Here is a 734-nt window from a genome sequence, read left to right as displayed (position 1 = left end):
TCAATCACTAAGTCTACTGTTAGCTCAGCATCAACAGCATCAAGGTTTTCAGTGTCGTTGGCAGACAGGTCATTGCCGTTGCTGTCAGTCGCGGTTGCCACCACTGTGATGTCGCCATCCACAAGTGTAGAGAGGTCAACATTATCAACAGAGTAAGTGCCATCTGCATTTACTGCCACATCTGTGATGGTAATTGTTGTGCCCGCAATATCGGTGATAACCAGAGTGACCGTGCCGCCTGCTGGAATATCCTGACTAGTACCAGTGATGTCACCTTGGTTCGACGCATCAATCACTAAGTCTACAGTTAGTTCAGCATCAACAGCATCAAGGTTTTCAGTGTCGTTGGCAGACAGGTCGTTACCGTTGCTGTCAGTTGCGGTTGCAACCACTGTAATGTCGCCATCCACAAGTGTAGAGAGGTCAACATTATCAACAGAGTAAGTGCCGTCCGCGTTTACTGCTACATCAGTGATGGTAATTGCAGTGCCCGCAATATCGGTGATAACCAGAGTGACCGTGCCACCTGCTGGAATATCCTGACTAGTACCAGTGATATCACCTTGGTTAGATGCATCAATCACTAAGTCTACTGTTAGCTCAGCATCAACAGCATCAAGATTTTCAGTGTCGTTGGCCGATAAATCATTACCGTTGCTGTCGGTTGCAGTTGCAACAACTGTGATGTCGCCATCCACAAGTGTAGATAGGTCGACGTTATCGACAGAGTAAGT

The 734-nt window shown here is 47.3% G+C and carries 1 pseudogene; it reads right to left on the bottom strand.

Annotated features, from left to right (window positions below):
- Positions 1-734: pseudogene (locus AN944_RS20990) on the bottom strand (hypothetical protein); the annotation flags it as partial.

The organism is Shewanella sp. P1-14-1 (assembly GCF_001401775.1).
GTDB classification, from domain to species: domain Bacteria; phylum Pseudomonadota; class Gammaproteobacteria; order Enterobacterales; family Shewanellaceae; genus Shewanella; species Shewanella japonica.
The sequence above is the reverse complement of the archived record's forward strand: the minus strand, read 5'-3'. Positions and strand labels throughout refer to the sequence as shown.